Origin of the sequence: Flagellimonas sp. MMG031 (assembly GCF_040112705.1) — a bacterium.
Classification (GTDB): domain Bacteria; phylum Bacteroidota; class Bacteroidia; order Flavobacteriales; family Flavobacteriaceae; genus Flagellimonas.
In genome coordinates this window covers 3,682,323-3,708,444 of sequence record NZ_CP157804.1, presented here as the reverse complement: position 1 = coordinate 3,708,444, position 26,122 = coordinate 3,682,323, and the positions used below count along the sequence as shown (strand labels likewise).

General features: G+C 43.7%; 30 protein-coding genes. 16 read left to right on the top strand and 14 right to left on the bottom strand.

Annotated elements, in window-relative coordinates; genetic code table 11:
* Positions 1-96 precede the first annotated feature (96 nt).
* Positions 97-1,155, bottom strand: coding sequence for a ketoacyl-ACP synthase III (locus ABNE31_RS16940; RefSeq protein WP_293289700.1), 1,059 nt, complete (start codon positions 1,153-1,155; stop codon positions 97-99).
* 169 nt (positions 1,156-1,324) lie between these two features.
* Positions 1,325-4,207 (bottom strand): aminomethyl-transferring glycine dehydrogenase, encoded by a 2,883-nt coding sequence (gene gcvP, locus ABNE31_RS16935; protein ID WP_293289698.1) that lies wholly within the window; start codon positions 4,205-4,207, stop codon positions 1,325-1,327.
* Positions 4,208-4,332: 125 nt separating this feature from the next.
* On the opposite strand from gcvP, the gene ABNE31_RS16930 reads away from it, so the two are divergent.
* Positions 4,333-5,160, top strand: coding sequence for a hypothetical protein (locus ABNE31_RS16930; RefSeq protein ID WP_293289696.1), 828 nt, complete (start codon positions 4,333-4,335; stop codon positions 5,158-5,160).
* Here the strand turns inward: ABNE31_RS16930 and ABNE31_RS16925 are convergent.
* The 8 genes from ABNE31_RS16925 to ABNE31_RS16890 form a co-directional block, all read right to left on the bottom strand.
* Positions 5,157-5,387: a hypothetical protein gene (locus ABNE31_RS16925; protein ID WP_293289694.1), complete on the bottom strand. Its 231-nt coding sequence runs from the start codon at positions 5,385-5,387 to the stop codon at positions 5,157-5,159. The two genes, ABNE31_RS16930 and ABNE31_RS16925, sit on opposite strands and share 4 nt — an antisense overlap.
* A 2-nt stretch (positions 5,388-5,389) precedes the next feature.
* Positions 5,390-5,944 (bottom strand): sigma-70 family RNA polymerase sigma factor, encoded by a 555-nt coding sequence (locus ABNE31_RS16920; RefSeq protein ID WP_179384516.1) that lies wholly within the window; start codon positions 5,942-5,944, stop codon positions 5,390-5,392.
* A gap of 138 nt (positions 5,945-6,082) precedes the next feature.
* Positions 6,083-6,478, bottom strand: coding sequence for a response regulator (locus tag ABNE31_RS16915; RefSeq protein WP_293289692.1), 396 nt, complete (start codon positions 6,476-6,478; stop codon positions 6,083-6,085).
* Positions 6,479-6,490: 12 nt separating this feature from the next.
* Positions 6,491-8,350 (bottom strand): PAS domain S-box protein, encoded by a 1,860-nt coding sequence (locus tag ABNE31_RS16910; protein WP_293289690.1) that lies wholly within the window; start codon positions 8,348-8,350, stop codon positions 6,491-6,493.
* Between the two features lie 149 nt (positions 8,351-8,499).
* On the bottom strand, positions 8,500-10,521 hold the full coding sequence (locus tag ABNE31_RS16905) for a M3 family metallopeptidase (protein WP_349351899.1): 2,022 nt from the start codon (positions 10,519-10,521) through the stop codon (positions 8,500-8,502).
* Between the two features lie 10 nt (positions 10,522-10,531).
* Complete coding sequence (locus tag ABNE31_RS16900) at positions 10,532-10,918, bottom strand: hypothetical protein (RefSeq protein WP_179384512.1); 387 nt, start codon at positions 10,916-10,918, stop codon at positions 10,532-10,534.
* A gap of 17 nt (positions 10,919-10,935) precedes the next feature.
* On the bottom strand, positions 10,936-11,427 hold the full coding sequence (gene purE / locus ABNE31_RS16895) for a 5-(carboxyamino)imidazole ribonucleotide mutase (RefSeq protein ID WP_179384511.1): 492 nt from the start codon (positions 11,425-11,427) through the stop codon (positions 10,936-10,938).
* 3 nt (positions 11,428-11,430) lie between these two features.
* On the bottom strand, positions 11,431-12,585 hold the full coding sequence (locus ABNE31_RS16890) for a 5-(carboxyamino)imidazole ribonucleotide synthase (protein WP_293282745.1): 1,155 nt from the start codon (positions 12,583-12,585) through the stop codon (positions 11,431-11,433).
* A gap of 117 nt (positions 12,586-12,702) precedes the next feature.
* Here ABNE31_RS16890 and ABNE31_RS16885 point away from each other — a divergent pair, with 117 nt between their 5' ends.
* The 6 genes from ABNE31_RS16885 to ABNE31_RS16860 all read left to right on the top strand — a co-directional run bounded on the left by ABNE31_RS16885 (position 12,703) and on the right by ABNE31_RS16860 (position 17,713).
* Complete coding sequence (locus tag ABNE31_RS16885) at positions 12,703-13,809, top strand: adenylate kinase (RefSeq protein WP_179384584.1); 1,107 nt, start codon at positions 12,703-12,705, stop codon at positions 13,807-13,809.
* A 32-nt stretch (positions 13,810-13,841) separates the two neighbouring features.
* Positions 13,842-14,843 carry a GTPase ObgE gene (obgE, locus tag ABNE31_RS16880; protein WP_179384509.1) on the top strand — a complete coding sequence of 334 codons (1,002 nt, stop codon included), beginning with the start codon at positions 13,842-13,844 and terminating at the stop codon, positions 14,841-14,843.
* A gap of 64 nt (positions 14,844-14,907) precedes the next feature.
* The gene (locus ABNE31_RS16875) at positions 14,908-15,432 is read left to right on the top strand and encodes a DUF4136 domain-containing protein (protein ID WP_293289685.1); all 525 of its coding nucleotides are present in this window, start codon (positions 14,908-14,910) and stop codon (positions 15,430-15,432) included.
* Positions 15,433-15,668: 236 nt separating this feature from the next.
* Positions 15,669-15,878 carry a hypothetical protein gene (locus ABNE31_RS16870; protein WP_293282750.1) on the top strand — a complete coding sequence of 70 codons (210 nt, stop codon included), beginning with the start codon at positions 15,669-15,671 and terminating at the stop codon, positions 15,876-15,878.
* A gap of 54 nt (positions 15,879-15,932) precedes the next feature.
* Positions 15,933-16,991 (top strand): histidine kinase, encoded by a 1,059-nt coding sequence (locus ABNE31_RS16865; protein WP_293289683.1) that lies wholly within the window; start codon positions 15,933-15,935, stop codon positions 16,989-16,991.
* Positions 16,988-17,713, top strand: coding sequence for a LytTR family DNA-binding domain-containing protein (locus ABNE31_RS16860; RefSeq protein WP_293289681.1), 726 nt, complete (start codon positions 16,988-16,990; stop codon positions 17,711-17,713). The genes ABNE31_RS16865 and ABNE31_RS16860 overlap by 4 nt, the downstream gene beginning before the upstream one ends.
* A gap of 170 nt (positions 17,714-17,883) precedes the next feature.
* On the opposite strand, the gene ABNE31_RS16855 is transcribed toward ABNE31_RS16860, so the two are convergent.
* Positions 17,884-18,261, bottom strand: coding sequence for a DoxX family membrane protein (locus tag ABNE31_RS16855; RefSeq protein WP_293289679.1), 378 nt, complete (start codon positions 18,259-18,261; stop codon positions 17,884-17,886).
* A 460-nt stretch (positions 18,262-18,721) separates the two neighbouring features.
* Between ABNE31_RS16855 and ABNE31_RS16850 the strand changes: the two genes are divergently transcribed.
* The 4 genes from ABNE31_RS16850 (at position 18,722) to ABNE31_RS16835 (ending at position 20,768) form a co-directional block, all read left to right on the top strand.
* Complete coding sequence (locus ABNE31_RS16850; protein ID WP_349351898.1) at positions 18,722-19,138, top strand: hypothetical protein; 417 nt, start codon at positions 18,722-18,724, stop codon at positions 19,136-19,138.
* A gap of 375 nt (positions 19,139-19,513) precedes the next feature.
* The gene (locus ABNE31_RS16845; protein ID WP_293282758.1) at positions 19,514-19,963 is read left to right on the top strand and encodes a hypothetical protein; all 450 of its coding nucleotides are present in this window, start codon (positions 19,514-19,516) and stop codon (positions 19,961-19,963) included.
* Positions 19,964-20,224: 261 nt separating this feature from the next.
* Entirely contained in the window at positions 20,225-20,476 is a 252-nt protein-coding gene (locus ABNE31_RS16840; RefSeq protein WP_293282760.1) for a type II toxin-antitoxin system ParD family antitoxin, read from the top strand.
* Positions 20,469-20,768: a type II toxin-antitoxin system RelE/ParE family toxin gene (locus ABNE31_RS16835; protein WP_293289766.1), complete on the top strand. Its 300-nt coding sequence runs from the start codon at positions 20,469-20,471 to the stop codon at positions 20,766-20,768. Before ABNE31_RS16840 ends, ABNE31_RS16835 begins: the two co-directional genes overlap by 8 nt.
* 51 nt (positions 20,769-20,819) lie before the next feature.
* Here ABNE31_RS16835 and ABNE31_RS16830 read toward each other — a convergent pair whose 3' ends face one another.
* Both ABNE31_RS16830 and ABNE31_RS16825 read right to left on the bottom strand, forming a co-directional pair.
* Positions 20,820-21,605 carry an SDR family oxidoreductase gene (locus tag ABNE31_RS16830; protein ID WP_293289768.1) on the bottom strand — a complete coding sequence of 262 codons (786 nt, stop codon included), beginning with the start codon at positions 21,603-21,605 and terminating at the stop codon, positions 20,820-20,822.
* Positions 21,602-21,913, bottom strand: coding sequence for a cupin domain-containing protein (locus ABNE31_RS16825; RefSeq protein WP_293289770.1), 312 nt, complete (start codon positions 21,911-21,913; stop codon positions 21,602-21,604). Before ABNE31_RS16825 ends, ABNE31_RS16830 begins: the two co-directional genes overlap by 4 nt.
* Before the next feature lie 98 nt (positions 21,914-22,011).
* Between ABNE31_RS16825 and ABNE31_RS16820 the strand changes: the two genes are divergently transcribed.
* Entirely contained in the window at positions 22,012-22,884 is an 873-nt protein-coding gene (locus ABNE31_RS16820; protein WP_293289772.1) for a Mur ligase domain-containing protein, read from the top strand.
* Between the two features lie 3 nt (positions 22,885-22,887).
* Here ABNE31_RS16820 and ABNE31_RS16815 read toward each other — a convergent pair whose 3' ends face one another.
* The gene (locus ABNE31_RS16815) at positions 22,888-23,340 is read right to left on the bottom strand and encodes a DUF1569 domain-containing protein (protein WP_293289774.1); all 453 of its coding nucleotides are present in this window, start codon (positions 23,338-23,340) and stop codon (positions 22,888-22,890) included.
* 53 nt (positions 23,341-23,393) lie between these two features.
* Here ABNE31_RS16815 and radC point away from each other — a divergent pair, with 53 nt between their 5' ends.
* The 4 genes from radC to ABNE31_RS16795 are packed head-to-tail and all read left to right on the top strand — an operon-like array spanning position 23,394 to position 26,074.
* Positions 23,394-24,092 (top strand): DNA repair protein RadC, encoded by a 699-nt coding sequence (radC, locus tag ABNE31_RS16810; RefSeq protein WP_293289776.1) that lies wholly within the window; start codon positions 23,394-23,396, stop codon positions 24,090-24,092.
* A gap of 3 nt (positions 24,093-24,095) precedes the next feature.
* Positions 24,096-24,998 (top strand): hypothetical protein, encoded by a 903-nt coding sequence (locus ABNE31_RS16805; protein ID WP_349351897.1) that lies wholly within the window; start codon positions 24,096-24,098, stop codon positions 24,996-24,998.
* Positions 24,952-25,392 carry a hypothetical protein gene (locus tag ABNE31_RS16800; protein WP_349351896.1) on the top strand — a complete coding sequence of 147 codons (441 nt, stop codon included), beginning with the start codon at positions 24,952-24,954 and terminating at the stop codon, positions 25,390-25,392. Before ABNE31_RS16805 ends, ABNE31_RS16800 begins: the two co-directional genes overlap by 47 nt.
* Positions 25,385-26,074: a YjjG family noncanonical pyrimidine nucleotidase gene (locus ABNE31_RS16795; RefSeq protein ID WP_293289780.1), complete on the top strand. Its 690-nt coding sequence runs from the start codon at positions 25,385-25,387 to the stop codon at positions 26,072-26,074. Before ABNE31_RS16800 ends, ABNE31_RS16795 begins: the two co-directional genes overlap by 8 nt.
* Positions 26,075-26,122: the final 48 nt, after the last annotated feature.

The window sequence follows — 26,122 nt, the reverse complement described above, 5'->3', positions numbered from 1 at the left end:
AATTCCAAAAAACAAATAACAAATCCCAACTAAGTTTGCGTTTAGTGCGATGCTGTTAAGGCAATTTGGTTCAGTTTAAGCACTTGAAGCGGGATTTCAATACCTGTATACAATCGCATTTACGTTCATGCCAGCCCCAACGCTCGCAAAGATGACCACGTCTCCTTTTTCTACATGATGGTTCGGAAGTTTGTCTTTCAACACCAGGTCAAATAGTGTAGGAACCGTGGCTACGGAACTGTTTCCCAAATCCTGTATGCTCATGGGCATCACGTTTTCGGGTATTTCCTTACCATATATTTTGTAGAACCTTTTAATAATGGCCTCATCCATTTTTTCGTTGGCTTGATGGATAAAAATTTTCTTTACCTCATCGATACTTACTCCGCTGTCATCCAAACAAGCTGCCATGGCCTTGGGCACGTTAATACAGGCAAATTCGTAAATTTTCCTGCCTTGCATTTTGATGTACCGCGTGTCCGCACAGGCCTCTGGACTATTGGATTTGTCGAAATACAGATAATAGGCTTCTTCGTTGGCGTAAGTAACGGATGCGTGTGACAGGATTTCGCCGTGTGGCGGATTGGCCTCTACGATGGCAGCACCGGCGCCATCAGAAAAAATCATACTATCCCTGTCATGATGGTCCACGACCCTCGAAAGGGTTTCTCCTCCAATGACCAAACATTTTTTGGCCATGCCACTTTTAATGAAAGCATTGGCCTGAATCAGCCCCTCTATCCAACCGGGACAGCCAAAAATAAGGTCGTAGGCTACGCATTTAGGGTTTTGTATGCGCAATAAGTGTTTCACCCTTGTGGCCAAACTGGGCAAGGTGTCTCCTTGTATTTTACCATGGGTAAGGTCGCCAAAGTTGTGTGCGAAGATAATGTAGTCCAACTCCTCCTTATCCACTCCAGCGTTGGAAATAGCTTCCTCAGCGGCCAAGTAGCCAAGGTCGGATGTTTTTAGTTCGGGTTTGGCATACCTACGGTTGGCGATTCCGGTGATGGCTTGAAATTTTTCGATGATTACATTGTTCTGTTGCTCAAATGCAGTTCCATCCGTCTCCATGAATTGATGCTGCAAGAAATCTTCATTCTTGGTCACGATGGACGGGATATAACTTCCAATGCCTGTAATACCGATTTTCATGAGTTGTTGAGGTTTTAATGAATACAAGTTAATGTATGCTACAATCAATTACTATGCATGCATAGTATATTTTACAATATCCAAAAGATAACCCATATCTCGCTGGATACGAAAAAAGCCTTGGTCTATTTTTAAGATCAAGGCTTTTTATCAAGGTTTATAATGGTTTTTACGCTTCTACGTAATCTTCAATGGGTGCACAAGTGCACATTAAATTACGATCCCCAAACGCTTCATCTGTCCTTCTGATGCTCGGCCAAAATTTGTTTTCGGCCACATAAGGCAGCGGGAAAGCGGCCTTTTCGCGACTATAAGGATGGCTCCAAGAGTCGCTGGTCAGCATGGCGAGGGTATGCGGAGCGTTTTTGAGTACGTTGTCCGTCTCGTTGGCAGAAACTTCGTCAATTTCCGCTCGGATGGACAAGAGTGCATCACAAAAACGATCCAATTCGGCCAAACTTTCGCTTTCGGTCGGTTCTATCATCATGGTTCCGGCCACTGGGAAAGAAACCGTAGGAGCATGGAAACCATAATCGATAAGCCGTTTGGCGATATCCGTTACTTCGATGCCATTCGCTTTAAAAGGTCTACAGTCGATGATCATTTCGTGCCCCGCACGTCCGCGCTCACCCGTATAGAGCACATCAAACTTACCTTTTAGGCGGTCTTTGATGTAATTGGCATTCAAAATTGCGGCTTCTGTTGCTTTGGTAAGTCCTTCACTACCCAACATTTTGATATAGCCATATGAAATCAGGCATACCAAGGAACTTCCCCAAGGTGCTGCGGATATGGCTGTAATCGCTTTTTCTCCTCCTGTTTTGATCATAGGGTTGGTAGGCAAAAAGGGCTTTAACTGCTCGGCCACACAAATAGGACCTACGCCTGGGCCACCACCTCCGTGAGGAATGGCAAAGGTTTTGTGCAGGTTAAGGTGACATACATCGGCCCCAATGGTCGCTGGATTGGTGAGTCCAACCTGAGCATTCATGTTGGCGCCGTCCATATAGACTTGTCCACCATTGTCGTGGATGAGTTTGGTGATTTGCCTAATGGATGACTCAAAAACACCATGAGTGGACGGGTATGTAACCATCAAAGCAGCAAGATTATCGGCATATTTGTTGGCTTTTTCTTTCAGATCCGCCATGTCGATGTTTCCTTTCTCATCGGTTTTGGTTACCACCACTTGCATACCTGCCATTACAGCCGACGCTGGATTGGTTCCGTGGGCCGATGATGGGATCAAACAAATGTTTCGATGCCCTTCCCCTCGGGATTCATGATAAGCACGTATCACCATAAGTCCCGCATATTCGCCCTGTGCCCCTGAGTTGGGTTGCAGGGAAGTAGCCGCAAAACCAGTGATGACATTCAACTGTTCTTCCAATGATGTAAGCACTTCCTGATAGCCTTGGGCCTGATCAATCGGCGCAAAGGGATGAATATTGCCCCATTCTGGCCAACTTAATGGCAACATTTCGGAAGCAGCGTTCAGCTTCATGGTACAACTGCCCAAAGAAATCATGGAGTGGTTCAACGCCAAATCCTTTCGCTCCAATTTTTTGATGTAGCGCATCAACTCTGTTTCCGAATGATAGGAATTAAAGACTTCATGCTGCATAAATGGAGCCTGTCTTTGCAGAGATTGGGGTATCGATTTTTCGGAAGAAGTGTTATCGATTTGTGCGTGGAAATCTTTGCTTGATTCATTGCCGTTTGGTGTAGCCTCTTTATAACTCGAAAAAACCTTGATTAATTTTAGCATATCATCATTTGAGATAGCTTCATTAAAGGAGATGGACACATGATTATGGTCAATGTAGTTTAAATTGATCTCGACATGTTCCGCAATTTTTCTGAGTTTATCAACATTATCCATCTTAACTTTCAAAGTGTCAAAAAAGCCAGTATTAAGCTGATTAAGGCCCAAATGTTTTAAAACCTTATCGAAGGCCCTTGCCTTTTGGTGAACACTATTGGCAATATATTTTAAACCTTCCGGTCCATGGAATACAGCGTACATTCCAGCCATGACGGCCAAGAGTACCTGAGCAGTACAAATGTTGGAGGTTGCCTTGTCCCTTTTAATGTGCTGCTCCCTTGTTTGGAGCGCCATCCTTAGGGCTGGGTTGCCATCGGTGTCCTTTGTAATTCCGATGATCCTACCGGGAATATTTCGCTTATAGGCTTCTTTAGTGGCGAAGAAGGCTGCGTGTGGTCCACCATATCCCAATGGGATTCCGAAACGTTGTGTGGTCCCCACTACGGCATCCACCCCCCATTCCCCTGGAGGAGTGAGCATCACCAAACTCAGGATATCTGCGGCAACGGCCACTTTAATGTCCTTGGCTTTGGCTTTCTCCACGAAAGATGCATAGTCATTTACCTGACCGTGCTTCCCGGGATATTGCAAGAGCGCAGCGTAAAAATCAGATGAAAAATCGAACGCTTCGTGGTCTCCAATAACCAATTCAATGCCCAAAGGAATCGCACGTGTTTCCAATAAACTCAGGGTTTGGGGAAGTATCTCTTCAGAAACGAAGAATTTTACGGCACCATCCTTTTTCTGTTGGCGGCTACGAAGTTCGAACAACATGCTCATCGCTTCGGCAGCTGCGGTACTTTCGTCCAAAAGCGAAGCATTAGCAATTTCCATACCTGTCAGGTCGGCGACCATGGTCTGGAAGTTCAGGAGGGCCTCCAATCTACCTTGGGCAATCTCGGCCTGGTATGGCGTATAGGCGGTATACCATCCTGGATTTTCCAGAATATTTCTTTTGATGACCGAAGGTGTTAGCGACTCATGATACCCTAGACCAATGTAGCTTTTAAAAACCTTGTTCTTTTTGGCCAACGCATGCAGATGGTTCAGGAACTCGTGTTCGCTGATACCCTGGGGAAGGTCCAATGGTTTTTTAAGTTTGATGTCATCGGGAATGGTCTCGTAAATGAGCTGTTCCATACTTTCCACCCCAATGGTTTCGAGCATGTGGGGCAAGTCTCTTTCTGTGATGCCAATGTGCCTGGCAGCAAAAACCTCTGTGTTCATGTTCAATCCAATAAAGTGCACAAAATTAGGGATTAATTCGATGAAAATGGTCAATTTTGATGGTGGATGGCGCAAAGTTGTTAACCACCAATTAACCTAGGGCCAACGGATTGGGATTTTACCGCATGAGAACCTTAAAAGCACTGTTTGATTTTTATTTGGATGCCAGTATTCACGTGGCTATAGCGGTGATTTCCTTGACTGGTGTTACCTTTTATTTGTTGGACAGTTCGCTGGACTTACATTTGTTGGGATTCATTTTTTGCAGTGTGATCGTTTGCTATAATTTTATCAAGTACGGAGTAGAGGCCTATAAATACCTTATTGTGTCCAATGCTTATCACAGGATTATCCAAATCTTCAGTTTTGTGAGTTTTGTATTTGCCCTTTATTTTTTGTTCCATTTGGATAGTAACATTTGGTGGGCTACGGCCGTTTTGGGTGTCTTGTCCGCCCTTTACGCAGTACCTCTTTTGCCAAGGGCCAAGAATTTACGGAACTTGGCCGGACTAAAAATCTACATCGTGGCTTTTGTATGGGCAGGTTTCTCTGTTTTGTTGCCTGTTCTAGATGCCAATGTACCGTTGGACTGGGATTTCTCGGTCACCTTCATTCAAAGAATGATATTGGTTTTGGTATTGATTCTGCCTTTTGAAATCCGAGATCTGCAATGGGATGATCGCAGTTTGAGAACCTTGCCCCAGGTTTTGGGCGAGCGAGCCACACGACGTTTGGGAATGGGCTTTACGCTTATCTTCTTTTTGCTTACCTTTTTGAAGGATACGCTGCATCCTTTGGAGGCGGAGCTGCAATCCGTGATCTGCGTAATACTTTTGGTGATGTTGGCTTCGCATCAGCGGATGAAATCCAAGTACTTTGTAATGTTTTGGGTGGAAGCCATCCCTATTTTTTGGTTTTGCCTGTTTTGGTGGGCAGAGCGCTTTGTGGCCTAAATTTTTTCTTCGAGGTCCCTTTTCATTTTCTTTTTGTCCTCGTCAGATAGCATGGTAAGTCCGGCCTTATCGCACAATGAGGTAAGTTCACTGTTCTTTTTGGAATATAATTGGCAGGTTTTGCAATAGAGCAAATGCACGCGCAGTTTAATGATATCCCACCAACTTGCCTCTTTATATTGGGATTTGTCACAAATACTAGATGCCTCTTTACACGAAATCTTCATACCTAAAACCAGTTTTCATTTAAACAACCCATAAGTGCCGTTCTCGCCCTATGGATCATCACCCAGAGGTTGGACGGATTTATGTCCAGTTCATTACACACATCTTCGGTACTCATCCCTTGGATTGTTTTCAATTTGAAGACCAATGCCTGTTTTTGGGGCAGTTTGGTGATACAATCCTGTATGGCCAGTCCCAGTTCCTCATTCTCAAGGATATTGTCGCCATCCTTGCTAAAAGGGTCGGCTACTTGCTGCTCCAACCAATCGCCTTCGGCATCCGAATCGGAGCTGTAGTTGATGCGTACCTCGGCCTTGCCCTTTTTTGAATTTATCTTTCGGTAATGATCGATTACTTTTCGCTTAAGGATGGAAACCAACCAAGTGCGTTCCGCAGCGTCCCCTTTGAAGTTTTTGGCCGAGTTCAAACCTGCAAAAAAGGTTTCCTGTACCAAATCCTTTGCGATTTCTGCATCGCTTACGCGAGAAACCGCATAGTTGAACAGGTAATCTGCATATTGATCTACCCAATTGTCCGGTTGAAGTTTATGTTTGGCCATTATCGTATAGAGTTACCAAATGTAATGGTTTTTGGACACCTATTCTACGTTTGGCCCCTTTTAGACGTATAAAAGTAATCAGTCTAACAGCGAAGTAAAGGTTTAACATAGGTTTTTGATTTGTCCGCTACAAAAACTTCACAATTTGGCTATGATTTCCTTGATGTCCTTGGAGTTCAATGGCTTGATCAAATAATCGGAGATTTCCTCGAACCGTTTGGCCTTTTTAATGTCCTTGGGGTCCATGGAAGAGGAAACCATATACACCTTGATGGACTTTTTTAAACTGGGAAGCAGCTCCGCAAACTCCTCCATGAACTGAAAACCGTCCATAACAGGCATGTTGATGTCGAGAAAAATGATATCCGGTAGCTTATCTTCTTCATTCTGATGCACAACAATGTATTCCAACGCTTCTGCACCATCGGCAAAGGTACTCGTGGATTGGACTGCCGGAATGCTTCTCAGCGTTACTTTGATCGTAAATTGATAGATATCATCATCATCGACCACAAAGACATTGACTGGTTTCATAATCATCAACAGTTATAGATTAATAAAAAAAGAAGTGCCTTTGCCTTCTTCGCTCTTGGCCCAAATTTTACCGCCCATGGCATCCACTTGGGCCTTTGTTATAAATAACCCAACACCTTTGGCATCATCATTTCTGTGGAAAACCTTGCTGAACCCGAACAATTTGTGCCCGTTCTTTTTAAGGTTGATTCCCGAACCGTTGTCCCTAAATTCCAGTTGCACCGTTCCATCGTTCATCTTGGATTGAACAACTATTTCGGGAGCGCGGTCTTTTGCCTTGTATTTTAAGGAATTACTGATCAGGTTGATGAAAATACTTTCCAAGTAGACCTTGTTGTACATCACGGTGGGTGCTTCGGAAAAATCAGAGGTAATAACCGCTTCGGTCTTTAAAATCTCGGCCGCGAGCATTTCTTTTGTCCGTTCCAGGGTTTTATCAAAATGACATTTTTCAAGGGCTTGTTGCGAACTTTTTTTAATGAGCAAGGACTCCACAAGGGTGTCCAAGGTCCATGTGAGATGGTTGGTCACCGATTCTATTTTTTCGATGATCATCTCCTTGGTTTCGGAATCGCTTTCCGTTTTGTAAATGTCGAGCAGCGCACTAAGGTTGCTGACGGGCGACCTCAAATTGTGCGATGTGATTTGATTGAACTCTTCCAACTGCCGATTTTGTGCTTTTAGTCGCTTGGCCGATTCCTTTAGACTCTTATTGGTTTCCAAAATTCGGTGAGCGGCCTGTTTTTGAACCGTAATATCTCGGAGCGCAATGGATACCAGAAGTCCTTCGGAGGTTTCCAGAGGGCTTAGGGTAACTTGGACTGGGATTTGAAAACCTGATTTGTTGTGTACGAAAAAATCGAGATCGGCAGGAAGCCCGGTATGTTTGGGGGCTTTAAAGAAGTTTACGGCATAGTATTCCATGGTATCCCAAAGTCGGTTGGGAACGAGAATGGTGACATGCTTGTCAATAAGTTCCGATGATTTGTAGCCGAACATTTTTTCTGCCTGCTTGTTGATCAATTGGATAATACCGTTTCGATCTACAATGACCATGGTGTCCGGGGCAGAGTCCAATAACCCCCTAAACTTGATTTCCGACATGCGCTGTTCGGTAATATCTTGGGTGGTTCCGATCATTTTAATGACCTCACCTTGCGGATTCATGATAAGTTCACCAATCAGCTCTACGGTCCGTATACTGCCATCTTTGTGTACAATACGGTGCATGAATTTTCGAAACCGTTTCTCGGCGATAAACTCTTGGGCATTTTCCCGAAACTCTTTCCGGTCATCGGGGTGTATCGCTTCGATAACGCGCTCAAAATGGATAGGAGTCCCTATTTCTAACCCAAAAATACGATAAAGGTTGTCGGACCACAGGATATTGTCGGCCACGATATCCCATTCCCAATAACCAATTTGAGCCAGTTGTTCCGCTAAATTGAGTTGTTGGATTTTTTTGGTAAGCTCTATCTTGGTCTGTTTTCTTTCTGTAATATCTTGAAGAAAACCGAATAGTTTTACACAAACCCCATTTTCCATTTTTGGTTGCCCAACATTACGAACATACTTGATGTTGCCTTTGGCGGTTACCACCTCCATGTCCAAATCATAAGGCTCTCCCTTTGCGATGGCATTTTGCATGGCATCACGGGCCAAATCCCTGTAGTGCCCTTCATTAAAAAAGGAGGCAAGGTTATCCAAGGACGGGACAAAGTCGTCGGGAACTTCGGTGATGTCGCGGGTAACATCGCTCCAATAAATTTGATTGGTGGCGACGTTCAGCTCATAGATACCGATTTTGGCTAGTTTGATGGTTTCCGCAAACAAACTGTCTGTTCCAAAATCCTCAATGTCCCAATTTTTCATATACTTCGGGGTTGGTTATAACAAAGCAAGCCTTGATTATTTATGGGAACTTTCAAGCTTTATGGGTCAGGTAATGCAATTTTCTTAAAAAGATACTAAATTTCCCTCACTTTCCTAATGGTAATTCCAAATTGTGGTCCTATACCTTTTCATTTGGCTAGCAATCCTGCCCGCTCCAACAAGGCATCAATGCTTGGTTCGGCTCCCCTAAATTTTACATAAAGTTCCATCGGGTTTTCGGTTCCTCCTTTGGAAAGCACGAACTCCTTGAACTTATGGGCAACCGTTTTATTGAAAATCCCATTTTCCTTAAAGTAGGCAAAAGCGTCCGCATCCAATACCTCTGCCCACTTGTAACTGTAGTAGCCGGATGAATACCCACCTTGAAAAATATGGGCGAATGATGTGCTCATGCACGTTTCCGGTGTTTTTGGGAACAAATCGGTGCTTTCGAACGCGGCATCTTCAAAGGCTTTTACATCTGTTATGTTTGATGGGTCGCCGCCATGCCAAGCCATGTCCAGCAATCCAAAGCTCAATTGGCGAACAGTGGCCATCCCTTCTTGGAATGTGGCGGATTCCTTTATTTTCTCCACCAGTTCCATAGGAATCAATTCACCGGTTTCGTAGTGATGGGCAAACAGTTCCAAGGCTTCTTTTTCGTAGCACCAATTTTCCATCACCTGACTTGGCAACTCCACAAAGTCCCAGTACACAGACGTTCCGGATAGGCTAGGGTAGGTGGTGTTGGCCAACATGCCGTGTAGCGCATGTCCGAATTCATGGAATAGCGTGGTGACTTCGTTAAAGGTAAGCAATGATGGTTTTGAGCTGGTAGGCTTGGTAAAATTACAGACATTGGAAATATGTGGCCTGTTGTTTTTACCATCAAAAATGTATTGTGGTTTGTAACTGGTCATCCAAGCGCCACCTCGTTTTCCAGGCCTCGGGTGGAAATCGGCATAAAACAGTGAGATAAAGTTTCCATTTTCGTACACTTCAAAGGTTTTTACTTCTTGGTGATACTTGTCCACATGGTCTACTTCCTTGAAGGTGAGTCCAAAGAGATTTTCCGCAACCTTGAAAACCCCGTTGATTACATTTTCGAGCTTGAAATAGGGTTTTAGCTTTTCATCGTCCAAATTGAAGAGTTTTTGCTTCAATTTTTCGGAATAGTAGGCACTGTCCCATTTTTCCAAACGGTCGATATGGTCCAACTCCTTGGCAAAGGCTTCCAGTTCGGCAAACTCACGTTCTGCGGCAGGTTTGGCTTTTTCCAAAAGTTCGTTGAGAAATTCCTGTACTTTTTCGGGGGTTTCCGCCATACGCTCTTCAAGCACAAAGTGGGCATGGGTGGTATAGCCCAATAAATTGGCTCTTTCGTGGCGTAGGTTCACGATTCGCTTTACATTCTCCTGATTGTCCAGCTCGTCGCCGTGAAACCCTTTGCTTCCGAAGGCCATGGACAGTTTCTTTCGCAACTCCCTGTTTTTGGCATATTTCATAAAAGGGATATAGCTTGGGTAGTCCAAAGTGATCAGCCAACCCTCTTTGCCCTTGGATTCTGCAAGTTGGGCAGCCGCTTCCTTGGTGCCATCGGGAAGGCCGTCCACATCCTTTTCATCCGTAAGCAACATTTCGTATTTGTTGGTCTCCGCCAAAACATTTTCACCAAAGGTGAGTTTCAGTTTGGCAAGCTCCGTATCGATTTCCCGAAGGCGTTTTTTGTTCTCTTCGGTTAAATTGGCCCCGTTCCGGCTAAAATTCTTGTACTTCTTCTCAAGGAGGGTCCGTTGCTCTGTGGTCAGGTCCAACGAATCACGTTGCTCATAAACCGTTTTGATGCGTGCAAAAAGACCTTCGTTCAAGGTAATGTCATTGCTGAATTCGGATAGCCATGGCGATACCTCTTGCGCTATTTTCTGGATTTCTTCGTTGGTCTCTGCCGAGTTTAGGTTAAAAAAGATACTAGAAATACGGTCGAGTTGATATCCAGCAAAATCCAAAGCTTCCAAAGTATTTTCAAAAGAGGGGGCTTCTGGATTGGCTACAATGGCATAGATTTCTTTTTTGGCATCTTCGATGGCTTGAAGAAAGGCCGGTTTAAAATGTTCGTTCTTTATTTTGGAAAATGGTGCCTCATCAAAAGGCTCCAATAATGGATTGTTCATAGTTGTTGTTCTACTCTTTGTTCTTTAAATAGGTTACGGCCCAATCGCTTATCAAAAATCCAAATCCGATGATGGAGGATAATCCTGCAACGGTCAGGGCAGCGAAGCTTTTTGCTTTGGCGCCGCTTGTCATTTTGTTCATGGCGGCCATGGCTTCATCGGAATACTCGTTCAAATCCACAAAACCATTGCCGTTCAGGTCATATTTTTGGGCATAACTGGAAATAAATTGCCAGCGTATTTCCACATAGATCAATATGGCTGCATATAGGAAGAAAACCAAAAGACCACTTTTCCAAAGTCCTTTGATATAGGGGTTGCTTACTTTTTTTAGCGTGAAGCCAAAAAAGGCTACGGCACAAATCCCTACCAAAATGCCAATTTGGTTGAAGTTCATGAGCTATGGGTTGCTACTTAGTATTTTTTCTGTACCTCTTCGGCACCTTTGATTACTTTCTCCTTGAGTCCCTCTTTGTAAGCGATAATGTTTTCCATAATCTGGCTGTTGGAGCTTCCTATGATCTGTGCGGCGAGGATTCCAGCGTTTTTTGCACCGTTCAAAGCTACTGTGGCCACTGGAACTCCACCGGGCATTTGTAGGATGGATAACACGGAATCCCAGCCATCTATGGAATTACTGCTTTTTACGGGAACGCCTATAACCGGCAATGGCGATAGGGATGCTACCATTCCGGGCAAGTGAGCAGCCCCTCCGGCACCGGCAATAATGGCCGAATAGCCATTGGTGTGTGCGCTTTTGCTAAAACTGAACAGTTTTTCGGGGGTCCGGTGGGCAGATACGATGTCTACATCCACTTGTACTCCCAATTCCTTCAATATATCGATGGCGTCTTGCATAACGGGAAGGTCGCTTGTGCTTCCCATGATTACGGCTACTTTGCTCATATCCTATTTGCTTATCACTTTTATGGTTTCCTTTACTTGCTGTGCCACTTCCCTGGCCCTGGCCATATTTTCGTCCACGATGGTCACGTGGCCCATTTTGCGGAAAGGGCGGGTTTGTTTTTTACCGTAAATGTGCGGGGTTACTCCATCCATTTCCAATATTTTTTCGATGTTTTCGTAGACCACATCGCCGGTATGGCCTTCAGCTCCCACCAAATTAACCATAATTCCGGCGACTTTACTGTCCGTTTTTCCTAGTGGCAAGCCTAAAATGGCCCTGATGTGCTGTTCAAATTGGTTGGTGTAGCCTGCTTCAATACTGTAATGGCCACTGTTGTGCGGTCTTGGGGCCGATTCGTTCACCAAAATTTGGTCGTCTTGGGTCTGGAACATTTCTACGGCCAATAGGCCAACGTGTTTCATGTGCTCCGAAACTTTTAATGCAATTTCCCTAGCTTTTTGGGCCACTTCGTCATCAATCCTTGCGGGACAGATTACGTACTCCACCTGATTGGCTTCTGGGTGAAACTCCATTTCCACCACAGGGTACGTTACGACCTCACCTTTGGTGTTTCGCGCCACGATAACGGCCAATTCGTTTTTAAAGTCGATCATTTGCTCGGCAATGCACTCCACATTGGGGAGGTCTTTTAGATCTTCCATGGTTCGAACAACCTTAACCCCTTGGCCATCATAGCCAAATTGGGCACTTTTCCATACAAAGGGCAAGGAAAGCCCTCCGTTCAGGATGCTGTCCTCAATTTCGGAGGTGTAGGCAAATCGGGTGAAAGGTGCCGTTGGGATACCGTGGTCCGTATAAAACAATTTTTGTACGGCCTTATTCTGTATGGTTCTCAAGGTTTTAGTGGGGGGATAGACCTTGATTCCCTCGTGTTCCAATTTTTCAAGAGCGTTTACGTTGACGTTTTCAATTTCGATGGTCAGCACGTCTACATCCTTCCCAAAGGCATAAACGGCATCAAAATCCATCAAACTGCCCTGTACAAATTCATTGCAGGCTATTTTACAGGGTGCTTCGGCCGAGGCATCCATAACTTTGGTCTGTACGTCCCATTTCCGGGTTTCGTAGAGCATCATTTTGCCCAATTGTCCGCCACCTAAAATTCCCAGTTTAAAGTCAGAAGAGAAAAATTGCATCGATCTGTATATTGAATGTGGGCAAAAATACATGAAATCCACGAGGGTATAAAAGATGTAGGGGCTTAGGAGTGCTAAAAATAGTATCTTTGCCAACCTGACCATAACTTGAGAACATTGATCAAACTCCACGACAAGTATTTTAAGCCGTATTTAAAGGAAGAACAAATCCTTGCTGCCATTGATAAAATGGCCAAGGAGATTGCGGCCGATTACAAGGATGAAACACCCTTGTTTGTGGGTGTGCTCAATGGTGCCTTTATGTTTGTGTCCGATTTTTTGAAGGCCTATCAACACCCATGCGAAGTTTCCTTTGTGCGGTTGAGTTCCTATCAGGGACTTACCTCAACGGGCATTGTGGAAACGCTGTTGGATGTGCCCGATGAACTGGAAGGAAAGAGTGTCATTATTTTGGAAGATGTGGTGGATACGGGACGAACCTTGAAACAGTTGGTTCATCTCTTTTCCAACAAGAATGTAAAGGAGTTCAAAATCGGGACCCTTTTTTATAAATCGGATATTTACAACGGGGAATACGCCATCGATTATGTGGGTCTGGAAATCCCCGATCACTTTATAGTGGGATATGGACTGGATTACAATGAACTGGGCCGTAACCTTAGAGAAGTTTACCAATTAAATCAAACAGATATGATCAACCTAGTGCTTTTTGGAAAGCCAGGAGCAGGAAAAGGAACCCAAGCAGGTTTCCTTAAGGAAAAGTACAATCTAAAACACATTTCCACGGGGGATGTGTTCCGTTTCAATATTAAAAATGGGACCGAACTCGGTACCTTGGCAAAATCCTATATCGATAAAGGAGAATTGGTGCCAGATGAGGTGACCATCGATATGCTCAAGGACGAGGTGGAGAAAAACCCGGATGCGGCAGGTTTTATTTTTGATGGCTTCCCGCGAACTGCGGCCCAGGCACAGGCGTTGGACAATTTCTTGGAGTCCAAGGACATGAAAGTAAACGCAACCATTGCCCTGGAAGCAGAGGATGATATTTTGGTGGAACGTTTATTGGAACGTGGCAAGAGCAGCGGACGCTCCGATGATCAGGACGAGAGCAAGATCCGCAACCGTTTTGATGAATACAATGAAAAAACGGCACCGCTCAAAGCCTACTACGAAGCACAGGGAAAATTCCACTCCGTAAATGGAATAGGGGATATCCAAGATATTACCGAACGTTTGAGCAAGGTAATCGACTCCCTGTAGTTGATTTCCACAACGATTTTTTAGTTTAGCATATGACCGAAGGAAATTTTGTCGATTATGTAAAGGTGCACATTGCTTCCGGCAACGGAGGGAAGGGTTCTGCACATTTACGTCGCGAAAAATATGTGGCCAAAGGAGGCCCGGATGGAGGTGATGGTGGTCGAGGAGGTCATGTCATAATCAAAGGGAACAAAAACTTGTGGACCTTGGTCCATTTTAAGTTCCAAAAACATTTTAAGGCCGGTCACGGAGAGCATGGCAGCAAAAGCCGAAGCACTGGGGCCGATGGTGAGGATGTGTACTTGGAAGTGCCGTTGGGTACCGTGGTACGCGATACCGAAACTAACGAAATCCTTTTTGAGATTACCGAGGACGGTGAGGAGAAGGTGGTGCTCGAAGGCGGTATGGGCGGATTGGGAAACTGGCATTTTAAGAGTGCCACCAATCAAACCCCGAGATACGCACAGCCCGGAATCAAAGGGCAGGAAGGTCACCTCACTTTGGAATTGAAGGTGTTGGCCGATGTAGGTCTGGTGGGCTTTCCCAACGCTGGAAAATCCACGTTACTTTCTGTAATGACCTCTGCCAAGCCAAAAATTGCCAATTACGAATTTACTACTCTAAAGCCCAACTTGGGCATTGTGGAATATCGGGACTTCCAAAGTTTTGTAATGGCCGATATTCCCGGAATCATCGAAGGGGCGGCCGAAGGCAAAGGCCTTGGACACTATTTTCTGCGGCATATTGAGCGCAATGCCACTTTGTTGTTCTTGATTCCGGCCGATAGCAAGGACATCAGCCAGGAATACAACATCCTATTGGACGAGCTTAGACGGTACAATCCTGAATTGCTGGACAAGGAACGTTTGGTGGCCGTATCCAAGTGCGATATGTTGGACCAAGAACTCATCGAGGAAATGGACGCCGATATGAAGGACGATTTTAAGGATGTTCCCTACATGTTCATCTCTTCCGTTAGCGGTTTGGGGATTCAGCAGCTCAAGGATAGACTTTGGAAGCTGTTGAACGAATAATGTCGGTTCTTCGGGTACTTCATCAATTTATTGATTAATTTTAGGAGAATCCAAAAGTCCTAAGATGCGAACTGTTCTACCCATAATGTTGGTGCTTTTATTGGCATCCTGTAGCTCTGTCAGGGTGAATTATGATTACGATAAAACCATCGATTTTTCAGGATACACGACCTACAATTACTACCCGGATATGAAATCGGGCCTAAGTCAGTTGGACGAAAGACGATTGCTACGAGCCTTGGATTCCACTTTAAAATCGCGAGGATATCGTTTGGCCGAAGAGCCCGAGCTGTTCGTTAATATCATTAGCGATGAATACAGGGGCGCTCCCAACAACAATGTTGGTGTGGGCATTGGCGGTACGGGACGAAACGTAGGTGGGGGTATTTCTGTTGGATTGCCTCTGGGCGGGTCCAATTGGAAACGCAGCATTCAGTTTGACTTGGTGGATGCCCAGCGTGATGCCCTTATTTGGCAAGCGACTTCCGAAAGCGGGCTCCGCGACAATGCATCGCCCAGTGTTCGTGAAGAACAGCTACGAGAGGTAGTGAAGAAGGTGTTTTCCAAGTTTCCTCCAAAAGTGAAATAGAACAAAATCAGCTATTTACGATTTTTTTAAGACCCATTTACAGGGTTTTTACCGTTCGGTGGGTCAAAATGACCACTTGTCATAAATCACTTCTACAAACAAGGGTGGTCCATTACTTTAGCATCATCAAAACATCTTAAAACCGAACAATCATGATAGCACTGGCCAAATTGATCATAACACTTTTAGTTAGTATCATTTTATAATCCGCGAGGAAATCGCATCAAAACATCACTATGAAAAAGTTTACAACACATCAGAAAGTAGTCTTGATCATTGGAATCGTAGGCGTTGTCACTGCCTTTATCGGCAAGGTAAATGGTTGGGAATACATGGAGTTTTTCCCCATTTTCTACGCAAGCACGAGTATGATTTGGATTTCATTCATTTCCAACAAAAAATCGTGCCGCAAAGCTTTGAAAAGCAAGGAGGCACAAAACTCCTAACTACTCCGCACCAATCTAGTTTAATGTATATTTGAGCCATTCGTGCTCTAAAGGATGGAATTAAGTTCGCGCAAACGCAATATTGCATTTTGGACCCTACAATTATTGGGATGGGGGTTTATTAATGCCATTTCAATTTTGGTTCCTCACAACCTTAGTTGGGAACTGACCGTTTTTTCGGTCGTTGTGGGTATTTTTATCGGAGTATTCAGCACCTCTATACTACGATGGTATCTCAAAAAAAATGTCCATTTTGATTCTTTTGGAGGGAAGGAAGTCCTCAAAATCATAGTATCCATTTTGTTGGCCGCTTTATTATTTGGGCTATTGAATTTCTTGTCAGGATACCTCTACTTTAAGTTTGGTCCGGAACTCACAGAAACCGAACTGAAGATGTTCGAAGGATATGATAAGATTTTGATCCAAGTGTTGAACTCTTTGTTTTTGGTAGGAGCTTGGACCATAACTTACTTGGTCATCAAATTGCTCTTAAAACTGAATCAGAACCGAATAGAGCGTTTGGAGCTGAACACCACCCTGAAACAGGCGCAACTAAATACGCTAAAAGGACAAATCAACCCCCATTTTATGTTCAATAGCCTCAACAATATCCGTGGCTTGATGCTCGAGGATGTGGACCGCTCTCGGGAAATGCTGACCAAACTCTCCGAAATCCTTCGGTATTCGTTGACGAAGAACAACGTCAACGACATCCCTGTTCGGGAGGAGGTGGAAGTAGTGGACAATTATATCGACCTGTCCAAAATCCAGTTTGAGGACCGTTTGGAGTTTGTAAAACAGATTGAAGAGAACACCCTGGACCTACGGATTCCTCCAATGATCATTCAATTGTTGATCGAAAACGCCGCCAAACACGGTATTTCCAATCTAAAGCATGGCGGACGGATTGTTTTGTCTATTTTTAGAACGGATGAACAGCTACATATTGAAGTGCGGAACACGGGAAAACTTCAGATGACCCAAGATTCCACCCAATTGGGCTTGAAGAATATTGAACAACGATTAAAATTATTGTATGCCGATCAGGCATCCTTTACCTTGAAAGAAATCTCCGATGAGGTTGTGGCAGAAATCAAAATCCCCATGGAATGAACATTAGGGCAGTCATAGTTGAAGACTCCAGGTTGGCCCGGAACGAGCTAAAGGAACTCATCAAACTACATGATGATTTGGAGCTCGTTGGGGAGGCGGCGAATGTGGACGACGGGGTGGAGCTCATAGAGAAAGAATCTCCTGACCTCCTTTTTCTGGATATCAATATGCCCGAAAAAAATGGCTTTGACCTTTTGGAATTATTGGATGAGGTGCCCATTACCATATTTACTACCGCTTACGATGAGTATGCCATTAAATCCTTTGAGTACAATGCGTTGGATTACTTGCTGAAACCCGTGAGCAACAAACGTTTTGACATGGCCTTGGAAAAGGTGCGTGAAAAATTGTCTTCCAAAACCACGGAATCGACCACGGCTAAAAGGCTCGCTGCAAACAGTCAGATTTTCATCAAAGATGGAGAGTCGTGCTGGTTGGTGAAGATTGGCGATATTTCGATGTTCGAAATCGTTGGGAACTATACGCGGGTGTTTTTTGAGGACAAAAAGCCCATGCTCTACAAATCGCTCAACCAGGTGGAGGAAAAACTACCGGAGGATGCTTTTTTTAGGGCGAATCGGCAACAGATTGTCAACACAGACTATATCGAAAATGTGGTGCCATGGTTCAACGGCAAGTTGAAACTCACCATGAAAAATGGGGAAGAGGTAGAGGTTTCCCGCAGGCAATCCTACATTTTTAAGGATAAAATGAGTTTGTAAAAAAAAGAGGCTGTCTAAAAAGTAGTGAAATATGTCATTCTGAATTTATTTCAGAATCTCATCGTTCTGGTAAACAAATCATTATGAGAACCTGAAACCTGCCTTTGCCGGCAGGCAGGCAAGTTCAGGTTGACAAAAATCAACTTTTTAAACAGCCTCTTTCAAAGCGTTTATGCCCTCAACAGATCTTTGTACCTATCCTTATATCCTACCAATACCAAGATATTGAGAATCAACAGTCCCAAAGCGGGTCCAATGTTGCCGATATCCAGAGTGGCATGAAAAAGCACGGCATTTACGGATACACTCATCAGCACCAAGGCCATTAAGGCGCCATACTTGTTGAAAATGAGCGCAAGTCCCGCTAAAATTTCCACAATGGCCACCAATTGGATGGTGTAGGTGGAGGATAGCCCCCCAAAATAGTTCATCGCCGGTTCGGACATTTCACCTCCCGCGGGAATAAAATTGAGAAATTTGTTCAATCCGAATATGAGGACAAAAAGCCCCAAGAGGATACGGATTCCCAAAAACACTTTAGAGTTCATAGGGTTAATGATTTATTGGTTACCATATAAAAGTACCTAAAAAACAAATAGCTATGATTTTCTTGGTCAAGTTATTTTATTGAAAATGAGTGGGTTTAGAGTGTTTTAGAAGTCCGCCATCAATCGGGATATGGGGTTGCTGTTAGAATAGCTACCTGTTCCAATGCCAAGAAGGTGGCTAAATAGCCAAAATCCTTTGAATTGCCAATCGGTTTTGGGGGTACTCGTTCTTCGATATTACTGCGGACATCTTTTGGGGCGACACCTTTATTTCCGCTTTTTGGGAGTTTGGTGGTGACGTAGGTGCGTTTAACCTCCCATATTTTCCCAAAATCGGGAATAGACCTACTAATGCGAATGAATTTTTTGTAAGCAAAAAAGTAGTATGTTTAGTACAAATAAGTAGGGATATAAGGAATTGTCTTTGTATTCAATAGTTGTACGCAAGCTGAAAACCGATATGGAAATGACAATTGACAAAATTGGAAAAGAATATTTCTCGAAAAAAGAAAGTGATATAATTGATTTCCAGTGGACAGACAATTTCGGATTGAAAATAACGATTTCGACTTGGGAAAATGCGGAAAAACAAATCGGAATTGAATATGAATTCAGCGGATTTAACGGATTTCGATATTTGGACGAAGGTGATTTTTTAGGTTATTGGGATTTACCTGATTTTAAAAACGGATTTCACCTGTTTAGAATAATTAAAGGCGGTTGGAAATCTGGAGAAATTACCCAAAGCGGAATATTGGACGTTAGTAGAGCAGTTGACCAATTGAATGAATTTTTCATAGCGACAACAAATGGCTGTTTGACTGTTTTAGCTTATGAAAAACCGACAATAACTGAAATTGAATTATTAAATGAATAAAAGCCAGCGAACAACAATGTGTAACCGCAATTACGGATGATTCGACTACGTCCGAATCCACTCGGAATTGCTAACGTCTCTGCCAAACCGAAAATTAACGCATATAAACCCGTAACTGACGGTTATACGAGGCCGTTGATGGCAATATCCCTTCGGGAACGCAAAACCACGCACGACCTGCGCTCCCCTTTTGCTGATCGCCATCAACGGGCCTTGTACATTCCACCTCATGACCCATGAAAGTTTTTTCTATCTTTAACTAGGGCTACAGGCAAAAGCCAAAGCCATCAACTGCACTTATACCGAATGAGGCGTAACGATGGCTCCCCGTGAGGCACGCCTCACTCGCCATAAACAAGGCCGGTTAGCATAAATATGAAATTAAGACTGTGTTTTTTATTGTTATTAGGACTTTCATTAAATTCTTGTTTATTTGAAGATAACTCAAAACAGGAATTTCCAAAATTTGATTTTAATTCAGTCGAAAAAATTGAAATAAAAAAAATGTTTGACTATCAATTTAAAAGGATAATTGACGAAAGAAAGAAGCTAAATAATTTTACTTCTTTTTTTACTGACTCAACTAACTATTTTAAAAATGAAAAATATAAATATGGCGGTAAAAGAGCTCTTTATCACTTAGAATTTTACAATAAAAAAGACACTCTTCAATTAACTATATATCCAAAAATTAACAATACCAAAACAGAAATTGGATTTTTTGGAAAAACAATATCTAATTATAAAGAAAATGGAATGGGGCAAAAATTTCATCGGTTTTTTATATCGAAAAAAATATTAGACTTAATCGAAAACGAAAATTAAATACTTATGCTAACACCGTGTATAGCTCATTGCGGCGGAATTTCATTACTGAAATTCCTTGCGTATTTATTAACTTTGGGTTACGGCGGAAAATCCTCGCGGATTTATCCGCAACGAAACCATAGCCACAAACGTTGATGGCAATATCCCTTCAGGAACGCAAAACCACGCACGCAGTGCGCCCCCCCTTTTGCTGATTGCGATTGGGTATAGCTTGGAAAAATTACCAATTTTTGGTAATTTCGGGTAAAAATGTGAGTTATGAGTAAAAACACATCCATATCCCTTGGAAATTATTTTGACCAATTTGTAAGTAACCAAGTTTCAGCCGGAAGGTATAAAAACGTAAGTGAAGTAATCAGGGCCGGACTTCGACTATTAGAGCATGAAGAAAGTAAAGCTCTTGCTTTGAGAAATGCGATACAGGAAGGAATTGACAGCGGAATTGCTCATGATTTTGACCCAGAAAAACATCTTCAGGAATTAAAGGCCAGGCGTAAAAAGAATGGCTAAATATGAACTGACCCATAAAGCAGTTGAGGATTTAACCCGAATTTGGGAATACACAACTGAAAAGTGGTCTGAGCAACAAGCAGATAGATATTATAACCTACTATTGGACAGTTGCCAAGACATTGCAAACAATCCTGGGTTGGGAAAAAACTACGATGATATAACCAAAGACTTATTCGGGCTTAAAACAAGCCGACATATCATTTTTTATCGAAAACGAATTAACCAACCGATTGAGATTACGAGAATTTTACACGGACAAATGGATTTGAAAAACAGAATAACTGAATAGAAATACCACATCTAACAATGTATCCCATGAAAGGCCCTAAGGGTCCTTACTTTACAACGATTTTAGTAGTCCGCCATCAATCGGGATATTGGTTCCCGTAATAAAGGCGGCCTGTTCCGATGCCAAGAAAGTCACCAAATAGCCATATTCCTTTGGGTCGCCAATCCGTTTTACGGGTACTTGCTCTTCCATGTTGGAGCGGACTTCATCCGGGGAAACACCCATTTTTTCCGCTTTTTTGGAGTTTAGTTGGGCAATGCGGTCCGTGTCAAAATAACCTGTTAGGGTGCTGTTTACCGTAATGCCGTCTTTGGCCACATCGTAGGCCAAACTCTTGGCCCAGGTGACCACGGCAGCTCTAATGGTATTGGAAAGCGCCAAGTAGTTCAGCGGTTCCTTTACCGATATGGATGCTATGTTGATAATACGCCCCCAGTGTTGCTCCTGCATGTGTTTTAGGGCCAGCTCCGTAGTGTACACCACCGACTTGAACAATAAATCGAAGGCATTTTGATAATCATCCACTTTCTTTTCGAGCGCACCGCCGCCTTCGGGCCCCTGCGTATTGTTGACCAAAATATCCACGGTATTGGTCTCGAAATACCTTGCTATTTTGGTTTTGTAGGCTTCAAAATCGGTAAAATCCACCGAAAGGAATTGGTGTTGTTGTCCTTGAGAGCTGTCCATTTCCTCAATGAGCTCCTGCATTCGCCCTTCGCTACGCGCCATCAGGGTCACACTCGCGCCACTGGCAGCCAGTTGTTTTGCTATGGCCGCACCAATCCCTTTGCTGCTTCCGCCAACAAGGGCCTTTTTTCCTTGGAGTGAAATATTCATCGGTACTGTTCTCTTACGGGACTAAAAATATCCATTAGTTTACAGGGTGTCAACGCCTTTCCGCTATGGGGTGCATTGGATGGGATAATGACCACATCACCCGGGTGGTACCTGCCTGTTTTTCCATTCAAGGTAAACTCAAAAGTGCCCTCCACTACGTGCATGATCTGTTCGTGGTCGTGCTGATGTTCGGGCACCTCCGCATTTTGGTCCACATCCCAAAACACCCAGCTCATCCGTTCGCCATGCACTAATTTTCCGTGGTATCCGGGCATGATTTCCCTTGGTTCAATTTCTGATAGGTTCATTGATTTCTGATTTTAGGACCAATATAAAGATTAATAGGCAGCCTCCCTATTTGCAATGGCATCGGCAATGGTTATTTTTGCGGTTCAAAACACAAAAGATGCAGGTACATTTTATTGGAATGGGGGAGGTCAATATGTTTAATTTGGCCGTGGCCCTGCATAAAAATGGAACAGTGGTAACGGGCAGCGACGAGGTTTTTGACGAATCCCTAAAGACCATGATGGAGGAACAGGGATTATTGTCCAAAGGTGCGGGTTGGTTTTCGGATAGTATCCATACCAACTTGGATGCCGTAGTGATAGGTTCCAAGGTACAGGTGGACAACCCAGAAATGGTTAAGGCGCAAGAACTGGGCTTGCCCTTATTCTCTTTTCCTGATTTTCTTTACGAACAGGCCAAATACAAAACGCGGGTGGTGATTGCCGGTTCTCAACATCATGGCACCGTCACCCAAATGATCCTGCATGCATTGGAATATAATGATGTGGCGGCGGATTATGTGACCGAAACTTCCAGCGGTATACATCTTACCAAAGAGAATGATTTTATCCTGATCGAGGCAAATAATCAGGCATCGTCTTCCTTGGATGCCACGCCCCAATTCCAAAAATACATTCCGAACATAGCCTTATTGAGCGATATCGCTACCTCAGAAGCGGTTGATTCAGCGCAATTTGCCCATTTTGTGGATAGTGTGGTAAAAGGGGGGAGTATTACTTACAACGATGAGGATGTGATGGTAAAGGAACTGGTCGAAGCTTCGGAGAATCCCATTCGTAAATTTCCCTACGCCACTCCCGCCTATCAAGAGGAAGATGGTGAAATCTTTCTGGAAACGCCCGATGGTGAGTTGCCCCTGGAAATTTCTGGATCTGATAATCTTAGAAGCATGGCAGGTGCCAAATGGATTTGCCAACAGATGGGGGTGGATGAGGTCGAGTTTTATGAGGCGATGTCCACTTTCCAATAACCATCAGACTCCAAACTGTCGCAGATGGTGGTCCAGGTGCTTGTATTGCATTTGTCCCCACTGTTCTGCCGTAAAGGAACCGAACGCAGGGTGTGGATCCCATTCTTTTTTATCCTTTTCTTGGTGAAAATCACGGATAAGACCAAGCAAAATCTCCTTTTCTGCAGCGAAATCCTTGTCATCTTCCACCTTAAAGCTTTTGGCGGTCGGCAGATTTTGTTTCCACGGCTTATCGTTGTACAGGCTTTTCTTGAAAAATTTGCCCATTACCTTCAGCATCAGGCTGGGTTTGTTCTTCGGATTGTGCCTTCCCAATCCTATTTTTAAGGGATACTGGCAATGGTGCAGCATTTGGCCCACTTGCATTTTTCCCCACTGCCGTTCCGAAGATTCCGATAGTTGGTCGATTCGCGATAAAATTTCTTCGTAGGCTTCCGAGTTGAAAATCGATTTCATATCCAAGGATTTATATTGAAATTTACATAAAATTATTCTCCTATCTTTAGACCATGCAAGAAAAACTAGCTTCCTTTTCCATAAAAAACTGGGCCGACGACGACAGGCCTCGGGAGAAACTGGTGCAGAAAGGGAGTTTTGTACTTTCCGATGCCGAACTGATCGCCATTTTGATCGGTTCCGGTAGTAGGGATGAGAGTGCAGTGGAACTTTCCAAACGTATTTTGGCCTCGGTGGACAATAATTTGAACGAGCTGGGCAAACTTTCCGTCAACCAATTGATGCGTTTTAAGGGCATTGGTGAAGCCAAGGCCGTAAGTATTGCGGCAGCCTTGGAAGTCGGAAGACGCAGACGACTGGAGGATACCTCAAAAATTGTCAAGATACAGAGCAGCCATGATGTTTTTGAATTGCTATACCCATTGATCGGCGAGCTTCCGCACGAAGAGTTCTGGATTGTATATCTCAACAACTCCAACAAGGTCATCCATAAATCACAATTGAGCAAAGGGGGCATTACAGGAACTTTGGTCGATGTGCGATTGGTGCTGAAACAAGCCTTGGAGCTTGGCGCAGTTGGAATCATTTTGGCGCACAACCATCCTTCGGGAACCTTAAAGCCCAGTGTGGCCGATAAAAAAATCACACAAAAACTAAAAACAGCTTCCGAAGCTTTGGATATTCAAGTGTTGGACCATCTCATCTTGGCCCAAAATGAATACCTCAGTTTTGCGGATAAAGGAATTTTGTAGCCCATGTTGTTGATATTCACCCATAAGGTAACCAATCGTTTGACCTATACGGCCAAGCACCTCTTCGAGCGGATTTTGGGAGTGGAAATGGGATTTACCACAAAGGTGGAGGACTTCATCAAGCACAATGGTCCAAAAATGACCTATTCCAAGCAACCGCTACAGAACGAATTTTTTATCCGAAGCAATGATCTGTTGTTTGAACAAGGCATCAACGATTTGGAAATCAAGGTGTCTGACTGGGACGGGATTCCTTGTTTTTTTGCTTCTGGAGAGAAAAGTACCGTCCCTTTTGATATTTTTTCGGCCAGCTTTTTCCTTTTGAGCCGGTATGAGGAATATTTGCCCCATGTGAAGGATAGTGTGGGCCGGTTTCCCGTAAAGGAGAGCATCGCCTACCAGCACGATTTTTTGGAACTTCCCGTGGTCGACCTTTGGGCGTATAAGCTTTTGGAAGCGCTTCAAGAGCGTTTTCCCGATCTGGAGACCAAGGAGAAGTCGTACAGTTTTACCTCCATTATCAATGTGACCACATCGCATGCCTATGCCATGCGCGGTATTTCGCGAACATTGGGCGGTTTTTTGTTGGATCTGGGCAATTTTCGGTTTCGGGAGATTTGGGAACGCTTTTCCGTGTTGCTGCGGATCAAAAAAGACCCTTACGATAATTTCTTTGATCTGGTGGAAATCCATAAGAAATTCCCCATCAAAACCATGTTCTTCTTTCAATTTGCCAAGCATTCGGCGCATGACAAGAACGTTGCCACCACCAATAACAGGTTTCGCTACCTGATCAAATCCATTGCCGACTATAGTATCGTATCGCTGAGCACTTCCTTTGTGTCCACATCCGACAAGAATGTACTTTCGGGAAGAGAAAAAGCAATTGGGCAACTTGATCAATAGGCCCATAAGCTATGCACGGCTTCGTTATAACAAGGTAAATGTTCCTGCGACCTACCGCAATTTGGTGGAAACCGAATTTACCGATGATTTTTCCATGGGATATACCCACGAAATCGGGTTTAGGGCAGGTACCTGTACCCCATTTTATTTTTATGACATCAATACCGAGGTGCGACAACCGATAAAAATCCATCCCTTTGCCATGCACGATTATGCACTGGTCAAATACAAGACCAAAGAAGAGGTTTTTGAGAAAATGGACCGGGTGTATCGTTTGGTAAAACAGGTGAAGGGAGATTTTGTTTTGGTTTTTTCCAACGAACTGTTGGGAGGAAAACAACCTTTGGATTGGATGCAACTGTATCAATCCATGTTAAAGCGTTACTATGTTTGAGCACCCCATCACCGATATCTTTTTTGACTTGGACCATACCCTTTGGGATTTTGAGAAAAACTCTGCACTTACCTTTGCCAAAATTTTGGGGGACAATAAGGTAGATATTGATTTGGATGGATTTTTGGAAGTGTATGCTCCCATCAACTTACAAATGTGGGCACTCTACCGCAATAATGGAATCAGCAAATCCGAGCTGAGGTACCAGCGGTTGAAGCAGACGTTTGATGCCCTACGTGTTCAAGTTTCGGACGAGGTCATCCATGTGTTGGCGCACGATTATATTGCGCATTTGTCCTCCTATACCCATTTACTGCCCAATACGGTTCAAACCTTGGATTATCTTTTTCCCAAATACAAATTGCACATCATTACCAATGGTTTTCAAGAAGTGCAGGAAAAAAAGTTAAAGGGAAGTCAAATCCATCATTATTTTCAAAAAATTGTCGATTCCGAGATGGCGGGCGTCAAAAAGCCAGACCCCTATATTTTTGAACTGGCCTTAGAAATGGCAGAGGTCAACCCCAAAAATTCTTTGATGATCGGGGACAACCTGGAAGCGGATATTTTGGGAGCAAAGGCCATGGGGATGCAGGTATTGCACTATAATTTTCACAAAGAGCCCGATCATGGTGAATCCATCATCATTAACGATTTGATTGAAATAAAAAGCATTTTATAGAGTTATATTTAAGTGGTTAACCGCATTATTTGACACTAGAAAATGCAT

Coding starts and splice junctions, on each gene's coding strand:
- ABNE31_RS16940 (WP_293289700.1), bottom strand. CDS start 1,155: ATGAAAATCGGTATTACAGGCATTGGAAGTTATATCCCGTCCATCGTG.
- gcvP (WP_293289698.1), bottom strand. CDS start 4,207: ATGAACACAGAGGTTTTTGCTGCCAGGCACATTGGCATCACAGAAAGA.
- ABNE31_RS16930 (WP_293289696.1), top strand. CDS start 4,333: ATGAGAACCTTAAAAGCACTGTTTGATTTTTATTTGGATGCCAGTATT.
- ABNE31_RS16925 (WP_293289694.1), bottom strand. CDS start 5,387: ATGAAGATTTCGTGTAAAGAGGCATCTAGTATTTGTGACAAATCCCAA.
- ABNE31_RS16920 (WP_179384516.1), bottom strand. CDS start 5,944: ATGGCCAAACATAAACTTCAACCGGACAATTGGGTAGATCAATATGCA.
- ABNE31_RS16915 (WP_293289692.1), bottom strand. CDS start 6,478: ATGAAACCAGTCAATGTCTTTGTGGTCGATGATGATGATATCTATCAA.
- ABNE31_RS16910 (WP_293289690.1), bottom strand. CDS start 8,350: ATGAAAAATTGGGACATTGAGGATTTTGGAACAGACAGTTTGTTTGCG.
- ABNE31_RS16905 (WP_349351899.1), bottom strand. CDS start 10,521: ATGAACAATCCATTATTGGAGCCTTTTGATGAGGCACCATTTTCCAAA.
- ABNE31_RS16900 (WP_179384512.1), bottom strand. CDS start 10,918: ATGAACTTCAACCAAATTGGCATTTTGGTAGGGATTTGTGCCGTAGCC.
- purE (WP_179384511.1), bottom strand. CDS start 11,427: ATGAGCAAAGTAGCCGTAATCATGGGAAGCACAAGCGACCTTCCCGTT.
- ABNE31_RS16890 (WP_293282745.1), bottom strand. CDS start 12,585: ATGCAATTTTTCTCTTCTGACTTTAAACTGGGAATTTTAGGTGGCGGA.
- obgE (WP_179384509.1), top strand. CDS start 13,842: ATGACCGAAGGAAATTTTGTCGATTATGTAAAGGTGCACATTGCTTCC.
- ABNE31_RS16875 (WP_293289685.1), top strand. CDS start 14,908: ATGCGAACTGTTCTACCCATAATGTTGGTGCTTTTATTGGCATCCTGT.
- ABNE31_RS16870 (WP_293282750.1), top strand. CDS start 15,669: ATGAAAAAGTTTACAACACATCAGAAAGTAGTCTTGATCATTGGAATC.
- ABNE31_RS16865 (WP_293289683.1), top strand. CDS start 15,933: ATGGAATTAAGTTCGCGCAAACGCAATATTGCATTTTGGACCCTACAA.
- ABNE31_RS16860 (WP_293289681.1), top strand. CDS start 16,988: ATGAACATTAGGGCAGTCATAGTTGAAGACTCCAGGTTGGCCCGGAAC.
- ABNE31_RS16855 (WP_293289679.1), bottom strand. CDS start 18,261: ATGAACTCTAAAGTGTTTTTGGGAATCCGTATCCTCTTGGGGCTTTTT.
- ABNE31_RS16850 (WP_349351898.1), top strand. CDS start 18,722: ATGGAAATGACAATTGACAAAATTGGAAAAGAATATTTCTCGAAAAAA.
- ABNE31_RS16845 (WP_293282758.1), top strand. CDS start 19,514: ATGAAATTAAGACTGTGTTTTTTATTGTTATTAGGACTTTCATTAAAT.
- ABNE31_RS16840 (WP_293282760.1), top strand. CDS start 20,225: ATGAGTAAAAACACATCCATATCCCTTGGAAATTATTTTGACCAATTT.
- ABNE31_RS16835 (WP_293289766.1), top strand. CDS start 20,469: ATGGCTAAATATGAACTGACCCATAAAGCAGTTGAGGATTTAACCCGA.
- ABNE31_RS16830 (WP_293289768.1), bottom strand. CDS start 21,605: ATGAATATTTCACTCCAAGGAAAAAAGGCCCTTGTTGGCGGAAGCAGC.
- ABNE31_RS16825 (WP_293289770.1), bottom strand. CDS start 21,913: ATGAACCTATCAGAAATTGAACCAAGGGAAATCATGCCCGGATACCAC.
- ABNE31_RS16820 (WP_293289772.1), top strand. CDS start 22,012: ATGCAGGTACATTTTATTGGAATGGGGGAGGTCAATATGTTTAATTTG.
- ABNE31_RS16815 (WP_293289774.1), bottom strand. CDS start 23,340: ATGAAATCGATTTTCAACTCGGAAGCCTACGAAGAAATTTTATCGCGA.
- radC (WP_293289776.1), top strand. CDS start 23,394: ATGCAAGAAAAACTAGCTTCCTTTTCCATAAAAAACTGGGCCGACGAC.
- ABNE31_RS16805 (WP_349351897.1), top strand. CDS start 24,096: ATGTTGTTGATATTCACCCATAAGGTAACCAATCGTTTGACCTATACG.
- ABNE31_RS16800 (WP_349351896.1), top strand. CDS start 24,952: ATGTACTTTCGGGAAGAGAAAAAGCAATTGGGCAACTTGATCAATAGG.
- ABNE31_RS16795 (WP_293289780.1), top strand. CDS start 25,385: ATGTTTGAGCACCCCATCACCGATATCTTTTTTGACTTGGACCATACC.